The organism is Clostridium chromiireducens, assembly GCF_003575225.1.
Classification (GTDB): Bacteria; Bacillota; Clostridia; order Clostridiales; family Clostridiaceae; genus Clostridium; species Clostridium chromiireducens.
Window position 1 is genome coordinate 919,538 of the sequence record NZ_QXDJ01000003.1, and the last position, 17,135, is coordinate 936,672.

A 17,135-nucleotide genomic window follows, 5' to 3' on the forward strand; every position below is an offset into this window, starting at 1 on the left:
TATTTAAAACATCGCTATATTTTCACAATACTTTCTACTTTTGATCTTTCATCTATATGAATTTCATCCTCATATTCTATTTTTCTAATTTTACAAATGCCTTTAATCGTAACATTTTTTCCTCTAACTATATCGCAATCTGTATTTTCCAATATAATCGTATCACCTTCAATAGATTCACTTATTAATTTATTAGGCATTATGAGTCCAGTAACTAAGCTCTTTTTCTCTTGCAAAATAATTATTTCTTCTCCACCTATTTCTTTAATCTTATTTCTCCCTAAAAATAAAATTTTTATTTTGTCACCCGATAATAAGCCCTTTACTTCAAGCTTTCCGTCAACATTAACTTCACGTCCCTGAATATTTTCATCTATTTTTGAATATCCATTTATTCTTATTACATCATTTGCTTCAATGCTGCCTTTACAGTTAAACGTTCCTTCTATAGCCGCATCCCTACAGTTTATATTTCCAATTACTTTACTAACACCTTCTAAAATAATACTTTCACAGGTAATATCATTTAATATGGTCCCGACACCAGTCATTTTAATATTTCTGTAGCTCCCCCCATTTATGCTTCCAATACCATCTAAATTTATATCATGTAATTTATTCATGCATTCTCTCCTTATGGCGTAACATTGTTTCGCCTAATAATATATTTTCGCTTCAAATCATTCTTATATTTTTATATTAGCGTAACATTGTTTCATTGTAAAGAGTTTTTAATAAAAAGTTTTCAGGTACATCTTAAGTTATTTTAGTAAGCCTTTGATTTTTAAAGATATACCTCTTATCTTTTTACTGAGTTATCTTAAATTTAATAATATTTTAATTAGATTTTTTCACCACAATGAGGACAATATTTATAATTTGCTTCTATTCTATTGCCACAATTACCACATACTCTGTAATGATAATTCTCATGATTTTCTTGTAAATCCCAATAAGTCACCTCAATATTTTCACCATGTTCAATAGATTTGCCTTTTTCCTTAGAGATAAGAAATAGTGACCCACACTGATTACATGTTACATAGTATTTTTCATCCCACTTAAAAATTGGAATAAAAAACACATGAAAATAATTATAATTTTTAATTAGTTCTCCTGTTGTCGTTCCGTTGCATTTCTTACAGCCTAAATTTGTAAGTTCTTTGATTTTTTTGTCCTTATTTTCCATTCCAAATATTCCAATAAAAAACATACTTATCTGCCCTCTACATATTAATAATTATTTATTTTTAGTTTTCTGCAATTTAAATAATATACATATTAATTAAAATTTTTATTATATACATTTATTATAACATAGAATTATCATAACCTAGTGAATATCTAATAATCTATCTATATAAAAGATCATAATAAAAAACAAGCTAGTATTCTATACTAACTTGTTTTTATACGCTTTTGCTTACTCATAAGACAATATAAACTATACAAAATCGTTAATTAATTTGATATGATTCTTGCATTAAAGTGATTCTCCAAGGTAAGCTTTCTTTATCTCATCATTATTAAGTAATTCTTGACCTGATCCACTTAATGTAATTTTACCTGTTTCCATTATATAACCTATATCAGCTATCTTTAATGCTGCATTAGCATTTTGCTCAATTAATAAAACTGTCATACCATCTTCATTAATCTTCTTAATTATTCCAAATAATTCCTTTACAATTATTGGAGCGAGTCCTAACGAAGGTTCATCCATCATTATCAGTTTTGGTCTTGACATGAGCGCTCTACCTATAGCAAGCATTTGTTGTTCACCACCTGACAATGTACCAGCTGTCTGCCATGTTCTTTCTTTAAGTCTAGGGAAAAGTGAGTATACTTTTTCTAAATCTTCTGCTATTCCAGATTTATCAGTTCTTGAATAAGCACCAATCTTTAAGTTTTCTAGTACTGTAAGATCAGCAAAAACTTTTCTACCTTCTGGAACTAATGCTATTCCTTTTTTAACCATAAGTTCAGTATTAAGTTTTGTTAAATCTGTACCTTCATAATCTATATTACCACTCTTAGGTTTTACAAGACCCACTATAGATTTTAATGTAGTACTTTTACCTGCTCCATTAGCTCCAACTAAAGTTACTATTTTTCCACTCGGCACCTCTAAGCTTACGCCTTTTAAAGCTTCAATTCCACCATAAGATACTATTAAATTATCTATTTTAATCATCTTCAGATACCCCCAAATATGCGTCTATAACCTTTTTGTCATTTTGTATTTCAGAAGGCGTACCTTCAGCTATAGTAATTCCATATTCAAAAACCTGTATTCTATCTGATAAACTCATAACCATATTCATATGATGCTCTATCATAAATATAGATAAATTGAACTTTTCTTTAATTTCTTTAATAAAAGCTGTAAGTTCATCTGTTTCAGTAGGATTCATTCCCGCTGCTGGTTCATCAAGAAGAAGTAATTTCGGATTAGTCGCAAGAGCTCTTGCTATTTCAAGCTTTCTTTGTTTACCATAAGGAAGGGAACTAGCCTTTTCATCTTTTAAATCTTCTAGTCCTAATTCCTTTAAAAGAGAAAGTGATTTATCTATCATTTCTTTTTCTTCTCTTCTATACTTTGGAAGCTTTAGTGTTGCTTCAATAAAGTTCGATTTAATATGAACATGGTTTGCAATTAATACATTTTCAAGAACGCTTAAATCTTTAAAAAGTCTTATATTCTGGAAAGTTCTTGCTATACCAGTTTGAGTTATAAGATCTTGTCTCATTCCAGTAACATCTATGTCATTAAAAATCACTTTACCTTTTGTAGGCGTATAAACATTTGTTATCATATTAAAAGCTGTAGTTTTTCCAGCTCCATTAGGCCCAATTAAAGAAACTATTTCACCTTCATTAATTTCAAGGTTAAAATCGCTAACTGCAGTAAGACCTCCAAATTGCATTGTTGCATTTTTTACATTTAATAATGCCATTACTTATTTCCTCCTTTTTCTAGAGGTTTTTTATTTGAATATTTAAATAATGATTTCCATGAAAATTCTTTTGTTCCCATTATTCCTTGCCTAAAGAACAATACAATAATCATAAGTAATATCGAAAAAACAACCATTCTAAGTCCTGGTATCCCAGTAAAACTTAAAATTCCTAAATCAAATTGTTTTTCCATATCTAAAAATCTTAATGCTTCTCCAAGTATTGTAACGATAAATGCCGAAATTACTGTACCAGTAACACTTCCCATACCTCCAATAACAATTATAAGAAGTATATTAAATGTAAGAGCAAATTTAAACATATTAGGATCGATAGTTCCCATTAAGTTTCCAAGTAGTCCGCCACCTACACCTGCAAAGAAAGCACCTATAGTAAATCCTATAACCTTATGTTTAAATAAACTTATTCCCATGCTTTCTGCTGCAATTTCATCTTCTCTAATAGCTTTTAAAGCTCTTCCGTATGAACTATTTATAAGAGACACAAGAATTATTATTGTAAAAATTGCTATTCCAAAGCTCCAATATAAACTTGTCGTACGTGGAATACCTCTAAGTCCTAAAGCACCATTAGTTAAACTTTGCATATTGGTAATAACTATTCTTATGATTTCTGCAAAACCTAAAGTTGCAATAGCTAAATAATCTCCCTTAAGTCTTAAAGCAGGAGCACCTATTAAAAATGCTATAAATGCTGATACAAGACCAGCAACAATTAATGCTGGCAAAAATGGCATTGATATATGATTAAATGGTGCTATTAATGGTTCCATGAAGAAATTTTGATTCTTAACTTTTTCAGACATTGTTAAGAGTGCTGTTGTATAAGCACCTATTGCAATAAAACCAGCATGTCCTAATGAAAATAATCCAGTAAAACCATTAATTAAATTCATACTAAGCCCAAGAACCGCATAGATGGCACATAAATTCAAAATTCTGATCTTATAAGAGTCTAAGCTATTATTTGCAACAAATAAGAGTAAAAATACAATTGCAATAAGAGCTATATTTAAAACTTTATTTTTATTGTTCATATTTTACACCTTCTCTGCTAAATTTTTGCCCATGATTCCTGTAGGCTTAAATAATAATATCACTATTAAAAGTATAAATGCTAAAGCATCTCTATATCCAGTTAATCCTGGTAAGAAACCAATTATCATGATTTCACTTATACCTAAGATGAAACCTCCGATAACTGCACCTTTGATATCACCTATTCCACCTATTACTGCTGCTATAAAACATTTAAGTCCAGGAATAATTCCCATGGTAGCAATTATTTGTGGGTATTTAACAGACCACATCATAGAACCTACGGCTGCTAAAGCTGATCCAATTGCAAATGTAAATGAAATTATTTTATTTACGCTAATCCCCATAAGTCTAGCTGTTTCAACATCCTTAGAAACTGCTCTCATAGCCATACCAACATTTGTCTTGTTCACTAAGTATAGTAAAGCAAATAATAATATAACTGTTACGATAGGAATTATAAATGTAACGTTTTGAATAGAAACGCCTCCTATGACAACTACATCTGTAAAAATCTTTGGAGTTGGGAAGGCTTTTGGTCTTCCTCCAAATAAAACAACTGCTAAATTTTCAAGTAAGAATGAAACACCAATCGCAGAAATTAAGATTGATATTTTTGGTGCGCTTCTAAGTGGTCTATATGCTGTAAACTCAATTAGCATTCCCAGTACAGCTGTTATAACTATAGCTATTATAAAAGCAAAATACCAAGGAAGACCGAAGGTAGCTACTCCGAAGAAAGCGAAGTAAGCAGCCATCATAAATATATCTCCATGAGCAAAGTTTATAAGTTTTAATATTCCGTAAACCATTGTATAACCAATAGCTATAAGTGCATATAAACTTCCAAGTGAAATTCCGTTAGTTAAATATTGCATAAAAATACTTAATGTCATATCCTCACCCCTAATTTTCTTCTGGTTTTATTGTATCAAGATAAGCAAATTTACCATCTTTGATAACTTTTAAAACCGCATCTTTTACTGCATTATTATTTTCATCAATTGTAATTACTCCCGCAGCACCAGGGAAATTTTTAGTTTTTGCAATTTCATCTCTTATTTTAACTGAATCAGTTGAATTAGATCTTTTTATAGCATCTAATATTACTAAATATGCATCATAAGATAACGCTGAAACTGCAGCTGGTTCCTTATTATATTCTTTTCTGTATGCATCAAGGAAAGTCTTTGACTCAGAAGTTATAGGAGTTTCGCTAGCAAAGAAAGTTGAAAAAACAGTCCCTTCTACTGCATCTTGTCCGATATCTATAAATTCTGGTGTTTCCCAAGTATCTCCTCCAATAATAGGCGTTGTAATTCCAAGTTGTCTTGCTTGTTTTATTATCATAGCTCCTTCGGTAAAGTTACCTGGAGCAAATATTACATCCGGATTTTTACTTTTTATATTTGTAAGTTGGGCTGTAAAATCTTGATCGCCTGTATTGTAGTTAGCTTTAACAACAATGGCATCCTTATCTCCTGTAATCTTTATAAATTCATCACTAAAAAACTTACTTATACCAACTGAATAATCACTAGAAACCTCTTGAAGAAGAGCTACCTTCTTAGCTTGTAATTTATTAGCTGCATATTTAGCCATAACAGTCCCTTGAAACGGATCAATAAAGCAAACTCTAAAGTAATAATCATTACCTGCTGTTACAAGTGGATTAGTACAAGAAGCTCCAACAGCTGGAACTTTTGCTTCCATTACAATATCCCCTGCTGCCATAGAGTTTCCACTCCCCCAGCTTCCTATAATTGCATTAACATGTTCTTGTTCAATAAGATTCGCAGCTGCACTAGCTGCTTCAACTTTATCTGACTTATTGTCTGCAAAAACTAATTCTACCTTTTTGCCAAGAACAGTTGGATAAAGTTTATTTGCAAGCTTTGCCCCTTCTACTTCAAGTTCTCCACCGGCAGCATTAGCCCCTGTCATTGGTTCAAATACACCAATTTTAATAACATCACTGTCTACATTCGCTTTTGAATCTGTTTTTGAGTTACAGCCAGCTAGCATAAATGAGGTTGATAGAACTAGTGCCAAAAGCAAAGAAATCTTTTTCTTCATAAGAATAATCCCCCTATATTAGTTTGTTTGTATTTTTTGGTTACTATAAAGATACTGGATTATTTTATAATTATAAAATAAAAAAATCCGAACTTTTATTCTTAAAATAATACAAATATTTTGTTTAAATTTTTCATACAAATTATTTAAATCCTTTTATTGTTTTATGTTCTTAATTATTAATATATCAAATTATTTCGACTATTATTAACAAACTATATATTATCTTATATATAGTCATCTGTCAACCTACGAAAGACACTTGTATTCCAATAAATTTTAATATTATCTTGAAATAACTTAAAATCTACCATTAACCCATATAAAATCCTACTTTCATATTACTTCATATCTAATTTTTCTCTCAATTCTTAAATATTTACATTGCTATTATTCGTTTTTACTAATTCAAATATAAATAGCCTACTTAAAGACAGATCTTCTCACTACATTGAATCAGTTAAGTTTAAGAAAATAAAAAAAGAAGATACTCTATTACAAAAATGTTAACATGTAAAAGAATATCTTCTCTTTCTGATGCAGAATATCTTAAATAAATATGTTATGTTGAATATCCATTATTTAATTACCATTAAACAATAATACTTACAAACATATATATATCCTACTTCATACCTATTTATTTTTAAACTAGAACTAAAATCCTGCTGGCTCTGATTTAGCTCCTGCTTCTTTCATTTCTTTTATTGCTTCCAAATACATATTATTATCTGGTGCAATTTTTGCCGCTTGCTCATAACAATATAATGTTTTATTGTAATCCTCCAAATGATAATAGCAAGCTGCTAATCTATTAATTAAATCATAGTTCTTTCTGTTAATTTTAAGAGACATTTTATAGTATTTTACTGCACTTTTATAATTAATGCTATACTTATCTCTTTCAGTAAATTCTACAATACTCTCTTTATTTAAATATATATTTCCTATACATTCATACGCTGCACAAATTAATGACTCATGATTTTCTTTTTCTTCTTTTTCAAGATTCTTTTCACCTTTTCTTAAATAATCTAATGCATTATCAATATCACCTAACTCTGCATATGAAAGACCCATATATATGCTAGTTAATGAATCATTTGTTTTTTCAAAATATATATTAAAAGCTTCAATAGCTTCGCTAGGTTTGCTTAATTGTCTTAGTATTAGACCTTTAGTAAAATATGCATTATAATTTTTTTCATTAAATTCTATGGATTTTTCAGTAAAATATAAAGCTTTATCTGTTTTTCCTTTTTCTAAGTCACTCATAGCAAGATTATTTAAAACTGATGATAACTGTCTTTCACTAGTAATTACTCCTCCAGTTATATTTATCTTATTCTCTTTTAAAAAATCATTAATTCTCTCTTGTATATTTTTATTATCTTCCATATCTTATCCTCACTTTTTCCATCTTAATTTTATCGTATTACTACTGCAATCTAAATACAAAAATATTTTTTAATATATAATAAAGTTCTTATTTTTAATAATTATATATTTTGCATTCTTATAAATAATAATAATTTTACATTTTTTTATTATATCACATATTCTTTACAAACTAAATCTACGCTATATTGTTGATTTAAAATTTTAAGTTTTAAATAATTTACTATTAAAATTTTAGGTGCTAATACTACTACATAGAAGCTTCACTTTATTCACAATATAATTTTCTACTATCTAGTTTTCTTCCATTACCCTGATTGTATACAATGATATTATTATATCTATGCTTTTTATTAATTCAATTTAAATATTTTTTATTATAATTTTTTTACTTTATAAAAAAGAGTCAATCTATTTTTGATTAACTCTTAACTAATCATATTTAACTCTTATGTATTTAAAATCAGGTTATTTTTTATTACCAATATAATTTTTGCTTATTACTGAATCAGCAATATTGAATGTTTCCTTTAAGTGATTTGTTTCTTTTTCATCCTTTGGTGTACCCATAATAGTACCATCGTTTAAAATCGCCGCATCTCTATTTGTATTTACTAAAACTCTACCCATAGAAGTATTTTCAAAGTCACTTCTATCAATTCCTAGCAAGTATGATATTGTCGGTAGAAAATCAGATTGACCACCTGCTTTGGAAATCACCTCTGGTTGCAAATCTTTTGAATATATTATATATGGTATTTTTTTGTGATTATCCTTCCACCAATCTCCTTCTAGCGGAGAATTTTCTATTTCCTTTTCATAAAATTTATGAACACCACAATGATCCCCATAAATCATAACTACTGTATTATCTAACTGATTATTTTTATCTAATTCCTCTAAAAATTTCCCAATAGCTTCATCAGTATATCTTACTGCCTGAAAATATGATCCTAACATATTTTCATCTAATTCTTTAGGTAATTTTAGATATTTCTTGTCCTCTGGCATATCAAAAGGTCCATGACTTGTTAAAGTCGTCATAAATGCGTAAAAAGGCCCCTTCTCATTTTTTAATTTTTCTGATATCTGTTTTAAATAAGATTCATCAGATAACCCTAAGCCAATTATTTCATCCTGGTTATATACTCCAATATCTAAAATTTTATTTGCACCAAAAGACTTATGCATTTCCGCCCAATTCCAACTACCTGGCAGTTCCGCATGTGTAGAAATTGTTTCGTAACCTCTAGCGTTTAATAAATTCTGTAATGTATTAAAATTCGCCCATGGATAGGAGAATACGGTTGTTCCTACTCTTATTGGAAATATAGATGTATTCACAAGTACATCCGCATCAGAACTTGTGCCGGAATTATTTTGTTCATATATATTATTGAAATATAGACTTTTTGATAATAATTTATTTAAATTCGGTGTTATCTCTTGTCCATATACTTTTTGATTTATAACAAAGTTTTCTAATGATTCAACTTGTAAAGCTATCACATTTTTGCCTTGAAGCATCCCTTTGTATTTATTATCCTCAAGATCTTCTTTATTCTCATTAAACCAATTTTCTATTTCTTTTGTTTCATTTAAAGTTAATGTCTTGTTTTTATCTCTATAAAATGCGAAATCATAACCATGGTATCCAAGTGGACTCATATCACTAAATGTTTGAAATGGTGCCCAAGATATTCTAAACAAATTTTTCCCATCTAACATTTGCCTAATATCAACAAAATAATGTCCTAATCCTACAATAAGTGAACCTATTAAAAATACAGAGATCGCCTTTAAAATCCTAAAAGATAATTTTACTTCTCCTTTACTATCTTTCACTTTAACTAATATTAAATTTAAGCATAATATAATTAAATCAACAAAAAATGCTAAATCTACTAATCTAGGATTAAACAGATTTTTTCCTACAGGATTAAATATTTCTATATGTATTAAATGCCTATATGATAGGAAAGTTCCATTAGCACGGTAGTACCATATGTCAGCTATAAAGGTAATAGTAACTATAACATCTATTATTAAAGCAGCTCTAATTCTCCCTTTCTCTTTAAAGAAAAATATAGGACTACATATTAATACTATTATTGCTATATGCGCCCAAAGTACAGGAGTACCAAAATAAATCCCTCCCAAATTGATGCTTGATGAATTTGGAGTTCTAAGCATTGATAGCAGTACCATAGACTTTAATTGTAATGCAACCACCATAAATACAAATATCCAATTTCTTTTAACTAAGTTTTTAAGTTTTTGCTCCATTTTAATTCTCCATTAATTATCTATTTTTTTATCTTTATATATTGTAACTCAAACTGAATCTTTAACCAAGAAGATTTTACCTTAATTAATTAACTTTCCGATTTATTCTCTAAAAAATTATTACAAAGCATTTATATTATTTTATCAGATCTAGATTTTTATTTATTAAAGAGAAACATTTCCAATTTCTAACTTGCGGCTATTAGATACAGAGGTATATACTAATAATATTGTTTATTAAAACATTTTATAATTAAAATATCTTGTATTGTAGAAAAATACAAATATATTTTAAAATTGAAATTCTTATAGAAAGGTTCTGAAAATAATGGTTTCAACTAAAGACAATTCAACTTTGCTAAAAAATAACTCTTTGAGAAGATTGATGGTTGCCCGCGTGTCTACAAATTTTGCTTATCAAATGCTCACAATAGCTATTGGTTGGCAAATGTTTTCCTTGACTAAATCAGCTTTTTATTTGGGCTTAGTTGGACTAGTTCAATTTTTACCTATGCTTTTTCTTTCACTTTTTGTCGGTCATGCGTCAGATAGATATGATCGTAGAAAAATAATTACTCTAAGCCAAACTATCCAAAGTTTATTTATTTTAATTTTGGCTTTTGGAAGTTTTAGTGGGTGGATTACGAAAGAAAGATTTCTTTTAATAATTTTTTTAATAGCTGTAGCTCATTCATTTGAGGGCCCTCCAATGCAAGCATTATTACCTAATATTGTTAGTCGGGAAGTTTTTCCAAGAGCCTCAGCATTAATGTCTTCTGTCTCTGAATTCGCAGTTATAGTAGGTCCAGCTGTTGGTGGAATACTTTATTCCTTTGGTCCAACCTTGATTTATGCTTTAGTTGGAACTCTATACTTAACTTCAGGAACTCTTATATCTCAAATTTCTATTAAGAAAGAAGAATTTAAACCTGAACCTGCAAGTATAAAATCACTATTCGCTGGAATATCTTTTATCAAAAGTAAGCCAATTATATTAGGTGCAATATCATTAGACTTGTTTGCAGTCTTATTTGGTGGAGCCACTGCTTTACTTCCAATATATGCAAGCAGTATTTTAATGATAGGTTCATTTGGACTTGGAGTTCTAAGATCCGCTCCAGCTATTGGGGCTTTATTAATGTCAGCATATCTTGCGAAAAATCCATTAAAGCATAATGTGGGAAAGACTATGTTTACTGCAGTAATATTTTTCGGTATATCTACCATAGTTTTTGCACTCTCGAAATCAGTTATTATTTCATTTTTAGCACTTTTCGTATTGGGTGCCTCAGATGTTATCAGTGTTGTAATCCGTTCAACACTTGTTCAACTTGAAACCCCCGATAATATGAGAGGCAGAGTAAGCTCTGTAAATATGATTTTCATCGGTACTTCCAATCAACTAGGAGAATTTGAATCAGGTACAACCGCTGCTCTATTTGGAACCGTTAATGCAGCATTTATCGGAGGCATCGGAACTATTATTGTTGTACTGCTTTGGATGAAACTTTTCCCTTCGATTTTACACGTTGATAAATTTCAGACAAGTAAACCCTAAGTACAATCATAACAACATGAATAAGGGACATGATTTTATTTGATGTTGCAGTAAATAAAATCATGTCCCTTATTTATGTTATGAATTTCAAATAAAAATTAATATCTTTATTAAATGTACATTCTAAAATCAATTACAATAGCTTCTCTATAACGTATTAAATAATCTTACTTCAATTTATTAAAGAACTTTTATATACATATTTTTTGATAATTCCCTAAGTTTATCCTCATCTAATATATATATTATTTTATTATCACATTTTATTATATCCTGTAATTCAAGCTCTTTAATAGTTCTACCTAAATGTCTATATGTTGTTCCTAGAAACTGAGCAATCTCTTTAAATGATGAGTCTATCATTATATGCTTTTTATCTGTAATATGTTCAACAAGATAACTTGCCAACCTATTAATTAATGGATATACATAATTATATGAACTATTATTAATTGTTGCCTCAAGCTTTTCGATTAAAGAATTCACTAAATAATGTAAGAAATCAACATTATCAATATACTTTTTTCTAAGGATCTCCGAAGGAATTGCAATTAGATAGCTATCTTCAATTGCTTCAACATTACATTGTATTGGTTTATTTCTTAAAAGCTCCAAATCTCCTATTGAGATAAAATCACTATAAAACTTTAAAAGCATAGATTTTCCATTCTCAAATAAATATGATATTTTTATTTTACCATCTACAAGTAAAAAATAGTATTCTAGCTCAGATTCAGCCTCTAATATAAATTCATTTTTCTTATAGAAATGTAGTTTTGAGTAATTTATTATATCTTTATCAAGTATTTTTTCTATATCATGTTTAATAAAGTAATGCATTAAGAGATCATTATTAATAATTTTTTTCATAATTCCTCCATATATAAGACATATGTCCTATCAAAAACTATATAAATATGGTAACTTATCAATTGGGTAATGTAAAGTATAAAAGCCTAATTCAGACTTGTCCTAACATTAGACGTTTTATGCTATAATTATAAAAGTTTATTAACATTTGGAGGTTTATTATGAAGTACGAAGTTATAATATTTGATGCCGATGAAACTCTCTTTGACTTTAAAAAATCTGAAAGAGAAGCAATAAAAAATTCTATGAATGAATTTAATATAAATTATGATGAGAAATATCACTTAGATATATATTCAAAAATAAATAGTGAGATTTGGAAAGAATTTGAGAATGGACTTATAACTCAAGAGAAATTAAAGATTGAACGATTTAAAAGATTATCAAATAAGTTAAATATTAAATTTGATGAGACAAAATTTGCAATGTCATATATGAAACATCTTTCTAACGGATCGTTCTTATATGATGACAGCTTAAATCTCGTTAAAAATCTATCTAAAGATTATAAACTTATTATAATCACAAATGGTCTTAAAGACGTCCAACATAATAGAATAAGAAAATCAACTATATCCAAATATTTCGATGACATAGTCATATCAGAAGAAGTAAAAGTAGCTAAGCCAGATTCAAGAATATTTGAACTTGCTTTAAATAACATTAATTATACAAATAAGGACAAAGTATTAATAGTTGGAGATAGCTTAACCTCTGATATACAAGGTGGAATAAATTTTGGTATTGATACCTGTTGGTATAATCCTAATAAAATTATAAATCAGAGTAATATCCTTCCTAGTTATGAGATTTATAGTTTAATAGAACTTATAGATAAATTAAAAACTATGTAAAGACATAAATTAAAAAGCCACCTTATTTGGCGGCTTTTTAATTTATATTTCAAGTATATTTATATTATAGAAATATCAATTGCTTGAAGACCCCTTGGCCCCTTCTCAGTAGTGAATTGAACCTTCTGACCTTCTTCAAGAAATTTTATTGAACTATTCCCCTTAAGTGCTGATGAATGAACAAAAACATCCTTCTCACCTTCAACTTCAATAAATCCAAAACACTTTTCTGGGCTATACCACTTTACAATACCAGTTTTCATTAATTATCCTCCAAATATAAAACACTGTTATTTATGATGCACTAATTTTGCATCAACAATGCCATATAAAATAAGTATACCACACAACTCATAAAATATTCAGTTTGCTTTAATTATTTTTTTATTAACAGTCCTTGACCATATATTTATTTACTATATAACATAAAAGAATAATAACATTCTATCATTTCCATAACTTTTCTTTATACAATCTTCAGTAATTATATTTTATAGACTAAAATAAAAAAGAGTTATAAAAAATCTTATAACTCTCAAAATACTCAAAACTATCTTCTGTTATTTTGTTGTTTTCTTGCTCTTCTACAAGCTGGGCATCTTACTGGTTCGTTATCGAATCCTTTTTCTTTGTAGAATTCTTGTTCTCCAACTGTGAATACGAATTCACTACTACAGTCTTTACATACTAAAGTTTTATCTTGCATATTAAATTCCTCCTTTTAAATTAAAGATTAAAATCGTTCAACATTATTCTCTAAAAGGAGAAATGTATATCACTATTAAAAACCTTTTTATTACAATATATATTATAACAAGTTTTATTTAAAATAGCAACATTTTATTTTATTAACATTTTTTTCATTGATATTGAACAGTATTTGTAAATTTATATATAACTTATTAACATTTTTAGGTTTCATCACTTATGTTTTCATATTTAGAAATTGTTTCAATCATTTCTTGTTCAACAAGATCCATATTAGTTTTTCCGATATATCCAAATTTACACTGATTAAATTTAATAAAATTCATCGCTTTATAAAAAGTTGAGTGATTCATATATTTAGTATAAAAAAATATATAATCGGAACTATTTAAAATATTTAAGTCAAAGTTTTCATTAAACCCATCTAATGTTCTTATCTCAGGATATTTAATTCTAAACTTCCGTCTCCATTCCTTATCTCCACCAATTACTATTATTTTGTTTGCTTGGATGAAATCTTCTAAGTTTTTACTTGAGTTAACCTTCTCTTTATCATCTCTTAGATACTTTATATGGTTCCTCAAAGTTTTTTCATCATCTAACTTTTTTTCTAAATACTTAATTTTTTCTTCCATATCTTTCAATTCTATTTTATGCACATTATTTAACTTATTTATTTCATTATACAAACTTTTATCATATAATACTTTTTCTTTATTTAAATCATTAATCTTTAATTTTAACCTATTATTTTCATTTTCAATATATCTATATTTTGTTTCTAATGAAGTCAACTCATGGTCTCTAGCCTCTCCATTATTTTTAAAATACCTAATTCTCACATTTTTATATTCGTTTATTAATGATTGCATGAAAATTCCACTTATTACTTTAGTAATTAGAATTTCTTTAGTTTCATTCTTTGAAGATCTAACATATGATAATATTATTTTATCTATATTAATAAATTCCGAATCAGAAAAAATATGATTAATATTTAGTTTATTTGTTATCAAGATGTCCTCCAAATAATTTCCTGAATCCCTTATAAATGCTTTCCCATGTCGTACAATATCTTTATAACTAAATATTTGACCATATTCTCTTTTTATTAATGTTTTAATTTCTTGTATTTCAGATTTATACTTTTCTAGTTCAATCTCAATATTTTGATTAATCATGCTACTAAATTCAAACTCTTCTATATCATTAAGAATTGAAATTATAAATCCCTGATCTACCATTTCATATGAAATATATGTAGCAAAATAGAAATATATTGCTGCATCAAATCTTGCTTCTACATTTCTAGTAGCTATATCCATTTTGATATACTTATTCTTTAGTTTTTCCTTATCGCGTCTCTTTACAGAACTGTATATAATTGGATAATACTTTCTGAGTATTTTTAACATTTTACTTCTTATTCCACTATCTGATTCAGCTACGAGTAAAACTCCTAATGCTCTTCTTGCATATATTTCTTGTTCAAGTGTCCCTTGTGTAATAATAATGTGATTAATACATGTTGAGTTTACTGCGATATTATAATACTTTAACTTATCATTCATGTATATTTTATCAATTTCTTTCTTCATTTCATTATTTCTAGCAACACAAAGACTAATGCTTGAGAAGATATAATTTTTTATTATATCTTCATAGACATTCAGTTTTTCTGAAATTATTTTTGATAATGCTCCAATATTCATTTTCAAATTACTTCTGTCTTCTGTGTTTTCCATCGCTGTATCCCCCCTTTTTTTTGCATGATCAATCAATTAATCACTTATTAAGACATACTCTAATTCTAAATTCTAATTATATTTTTAGTAAAATCAATCTTATATACTGGACTTATTGATAATCATTATATAATCATTTTGTCCAGCTTTTGTACAATTAAATTTCAAATTTAATTTCTTTAGTTCTTCTTCTAACCAATTTGGAATATGACTACAAGTCACTATTAATTCATTAAATTCCTCATTATTTAAAAAAGGTTTTAATACTTGTTTTGATGTTACTCCAACATTATAATCTTGCAATTCCTTGAGATTTAAAATGTAATGACCCTTTTCATTAAGTTTTATTGGATTAATTGCATGTTTCTTTTTATCATCGTTAAATGTCTCAATAAGTTTTATTTCTTGTGCTTCCTCATATTCTTTTTCTAATATGTACTCAAGAAAATTACTAGGATTACCATCCATTTTCCACACACTAACTCCCATACTATCAAGGATTTTATATGCTTCCTCCGGAAATTCCTTTGCAACAAAAATCTTGCAACTTCCAAAAGTTTCAATGATGCTAACAGCATCTAAGGAGATATCTTCTTTTTCTTCTTTTCTATAAAATCTGAATGGAACCTCTCGTACTACACTCCACTGATTTCCATCTTTTGAATACACTCTAATTATCCCAATTTCATTTAGATTGGCAACTTCTCCTAAATTATTTACATATACCGTTATTTCTCTAATCATAGACACCTCCTATAATAGACCTTCTATTTTCTACAAAACTGCAAAATTAATAATCCTTATTATTATGAATTAAATTAAAAAAGCCTAATTCGTATACCCTTAGGTATAAAAATTAGACTTCATAGCCTTTATTAAAAAATTAGTTTTCTATATTACTGATATTATAATTATAATTTGTAACCTCTAAATTTTCAATATTTTTATTCTTATATAATTAATTTATTGTAATCTTTAATTATACTAATTTAATATCCTTCTTAATTATATGAAAAAAAGATAGTCATTACAACTATCTTTTAAGTTACCTCGCAACGTCCTACTCTGCCACACAGTCGCCCGTGCAGTACCATCGGCGCTATAGACCTTAACTTTCCTGTTCGGAATGGGAAGGAGTGTTACCTCTATGCCATCATCACGAGATGCTAGTTCATTCCAAATCTCTGATTTGGTCTAATGAACTGTACACCAACGAACGAATGTGAGTTAGTGTTTCCTTTAAAAAGAAACTTTAATTCATATAAAAAGAAACTTTAATTCATACTATTCATTTGGTTTTCAGTATTCACATACTTGAAAGAACCTTGTTCTTTCAAAATTGCACATAGTTTTCTAATGTATTACAACTTGATTATATTGGTCAAGCCCTCGACCTATTAGTATCAGTCAGCTAAATATGTTACCATACTTACACCTCTGACCTATCAACCTTGTAGTCTTCAAGGGGTCTTACTAGCTTACGCTATGGGAAATCTAATCTTGAGGTGGGCTTCACACTTAGATGCTTTCAGCGTTTATCCCTTCCCGACTTAGCTACCCAGCTATGCTTCTGGCGAAACAACTGGTACACCATAGGTCAGTCCATCCCGGTCCTCTCGTACTA

16 protein-coding genes and 2 rRNA genes are annotated in these 17,135 nt (G+C 28.2%); 2 read left to right on the top strand and 16 right to left on the bottom strand.

Annotated features, from left to right (window positions below; translation table 11 throughout):
- Window positions 1-14: 14 nt before the first annotated feature.
- From D2A34_RS15760 to D2A34_RS15800, 9 genes are all read right to left on the bottom strand, one after another.
- The gene (locus D2A34_RS15760; protein ID WP_119367258.1) at window positions 15-623 is read right to left on the bottom strand and encodes a bactofilin family protein; all 609 of its coding nucleotides are present in this window, start codon (window positions 621-623) and stop codon (window positions 15-17) included.
- 218 nt (window positions 624-841) lie between these two features.
- Window positions 842-1,213: a zinc ribbon domain-containing protein gene (locus D2A34_RS15765; protein ID WP_079442240.1), complete on the bottom strand. Its 372-nt coding sequence runs from the start codon at window positions 1,211-1,213 to the stop codon at window positions 842-844.
- A 270-nt stretch (window positions 1,214-1,483) separates the two neighbouring features.
- Complete coding sequence (locus tag D2A34_RS15770) at window positions 1,484-2,194, bottom strand: ABC transporter ATP-binding protein (protein WP_079442241.1); 711 nt, start codon at window positions 2,192-2,194, stop codon at window positions 1,484-1,486.
- Window positions 2,187-2,957 (bottom strand): ABC transporter ATP-binding protein, encoded by a 771-nt coding sequence (locus tag D2A34_RS15775; RefSeq protein WP_079442242.1) that lies wholly within the window; start codon window positions 2,955-2,957, stop codon window positions 2,187-2,189. Before D2A34_RS15775 ends, D2A34_RS15770 begins: the two co-directional genes overlap by 8 nt.
- The gene (locus D2A34_RS15780) at window positions 2,957-4,015 is read right to left on the bottom strand and encodes a branched-chain amino acid ABC transporter permease (RefSeq protein WP_079442243.1); all 1,059 of its coding nucleotides are present in this window, start codon (window positions 4,013-4,015) and stop codon (window positions 2,957-2,959) included. Before D2A34_RS15780 ends, D2A34_RS15775 begins: the two co-directional genes overlap by 1 nt.
- A gap of 3 nt (window positions 4,016-4,018) precedes the next feature.
- Window positions 4,019-4,912 (bottom strand): branched-chain amino acid ABC transporter permease, encoded by an 894-nt coding sequence (locus D2A34_RS15785; protein WP_079442244.1) that lies wholly within the window; start codon window positions 4,910-4,912, stop codon window positions 4,019-4,021.
- Between the two features lie 10 nt (window positions 4,913-4,922).
- Window positions 4,923-6,092, bottom strand: a complete 1,170-nt coding sequence (locus D2A34_RS15790) for an ABC transporter substrate-binding protein (RefSeq protein ID WP_079442245.1) — start codon at window positions 6,090-6,092, stop codon at window positions 4,923-4,925.
- A gap of 657 nt (window positions 6,093-6,749) precedes the next feature.
- The gene (locus D2A34_RS15795; RefSeq protein ID WP_079442246.1) at window positions 6,750-7,490 is read right to left on the bottom strand and encodes a tetratricopeptide repeat protein; all 741 of its coding nucleotides are present in this window, start codon (window positions 7,488-7,490) and stop codon (window positions 6,750-6,752) included.
- Window positions 7,491-7,958: 468 nt separating this feature from the next.
- On the bottom strand, window positions 7,959-9,776 hold the full coding sequence (locus D2A34_RS15800) for an LTA synthase family protein (protein ID WP_119367259.1): 1,818 nt from the start codon (window positions 9,774-9,776) through the stop codon (window positions 7,959-7,961).
- Window positions 9,777-10,104: 328 nt separating this feature from the next.
- On the opposite strand from D2A34_RS15800, the gene D2A34_RS15805 reads away from it, so the two are divergent.
- Window positions 10,105-11,334 (top strand): MFS transporter, encoded by a 1,230-nt coding sequence (locus D2A34_RS15805; protein ID WP_119367260.1) that lies wholly within the window; start codon window positions 10,105-10,107, stop codon window positions 11,332-11,334.
- A gap of 180 nt (window positions 11,335-11,514) precedes the next feature.
- Here the strand turns inward: D2A34_RS15805 and D2A34_RS15810 are convergent, their stop codons facing one another.
- Complete coding sequence (locus D2A34_RS15810; protein WP_119367261.1) at window positions 11,515-12,204, bottom strand: Crp/Fnr family transcriptional regulator; 690 nt, start codon at window positions 12,202-12,204, stop codon at window positions 11,515-11,517.
- Window positions 12,205-12,365: 161 nt separating this feature from the next.
- Between D2A34_RS15810 and D2A34_RS15815 the strand changes: the two genes are divergently transcribed.
- A complete protein-coding gene (locus D2A34_RS15815; RefSeq protein WP_119367262.1) occupies window positions 12,366-13,058 on the top strand; it encodes a YjjG family noncanonical pyrimidine nucleotidase in 693 nt (230 codons plus the stop codon).
- Window positions 13,059-13,117: 59 nt separating this feature from the next.
- Here D2A34_RS15815 and D2A34_RS15820 read toward each other — a convergent pair whose 3' ends face one another.
- From D2A34_RS15820 to D2A34_RS15845, 6 genes are all read right to left on the bottom strand, one after another.
- Window positions 13,118-13,321, bottom strand: coding sequence for a cold-shock protein (locus tag D2A34_RS15820; RefSeq protein WP_119367263.1), 204 nt, complete (start codon window positions 13,319-13,321; stop codon window positions 13,118-13,120).
- 287 nt (window positions 13,322-13,608) lie between these two features.
- Window positions 13,609-13,764: a zinc-ribbon domain-containing protein gene (locus D2A34_RS15825; RefSeq protein ID WP_079442423.1), complete on the bottom strand. Its 156-nt coding sequence runs from the start codon at window positions 13,762-13,764 to the stop codon at window positions 13,609-13,611.
- Between the two features lie 205 nt (window positions 13,765-13,969).
- Complete coding sequence (locus tag D2A34_RS15830; protein ID WP_119367264.1) at window positions 13,970-15,511, bottom strand: hypothetical protein; 1,542 nt, start codon at window positions 15,509-15,511, stop codon at window positions 13,970-13,972.
- Window positions 15,512-15,610: 99 nt separating this feature from the next.
- Window positions 15,611-16,255, bottom strand: coding sequence for a Fe-only nitrogenase accessory protein AnfO (anfO, locus tag D2A34_RS15835; RefSeq protein ID WP_079442421.1), 645 nt, complete (start codon window positions 16,253-16,255; stop codon window positions 15,611-15,613).
- A gap of 303 nt (window positions 16,256-16,558) precedes the next feature.
- Window positions 16,559-16,675 (bottom strand): 5S ribosomal RNA (rrf, locus tag D2A34_RS15840).
- A 213-nt stretch (window positions 16,676-16,888) separates the two neighbouring features.
- A 23S ribosomal RNA gene (locus tag D2A34_RS15845) occupies window positions 16,889-17,135 on the bottom strand; the annotation flags it as partial.